Origin of the sequence: Streptomyces sp. MS19 (assembly GCF_047200595.1) — a bacterium.
In the GTDB taxonomy this organism is placed as follows: Bacteria; Actinomycetota; Actinomycetes; order Streptomycetales; family Streptomycetaceae; genus Streptomyces.
Genome location: NZ_JBJZOH010000101.1, coordinates 1 through 584, shown reverse-complemented (window position 1 = coordinate 584; position 584 = coordinate 1). Strand labels below are relative to the sequence as shown.

The window sequence follows — 584 nt, the reverse complement described above, 5'->3', positions numbered from 1 at the left end:
GCCGTGCGGACCGATGACCAGATCAGGGACGACTACACCGGCCACGGGATGATCCGCCCGGACCGGGTGATCCTCGACGGCGAGGGCGACCCGGGCGATCCCGACGTCAACCCGTTGTTCGCCCAGTACGAACGGTCCCTCGACCCGCCCCCCAGCGCGGAGCCCACCGCGCCGGAGGACGACGCCGAGGGGAGCGGCGAGAACGAGGGCGGCGCCGCCGGTGAGGAGCCGGAGGACCAGACCCGCGAGGACGCGGACGCCCTGCCCCGGATCTTCGAACAGGCTTCGGACGGCGGGGGAGGGTCGGGGCCGGTCGTGCTGTTCGGCCTCGCCGGCGCCGTCCTGGTCGGCGGTGTCACCACCGCCGCCGTACTACGGCGGCGAGCTGCCGCCGATGTCCGCAGCAAGTGACCGACAAGAGGAGGGGTTCGACATGACGGATGCCGCAGGCGCCGGCCAGGACGTCGTCGTCAGTGAGGAGAGCATCACCACTCTCACCACCACGATGGACGAGGTGCTGATCCAGCTCGACAACACCCGGCGCGGCGTCGCCAACTCGGCGGGGGACGCCATCGCCGGCTGGC

At 72.3% G+C, this 584-nt stretch carries 1 pseudogene; it reads left to right on the top strand.

The window, feature by feature from the left end:
• Nucleotides 1-411 (top strand): annotated as a pseudogene (locus ACL02R_RS30055) (hypothetical protein); the annotation flags it as partial.
• Nucleotides 412-584: the final 173 nt, after the last annotated feature.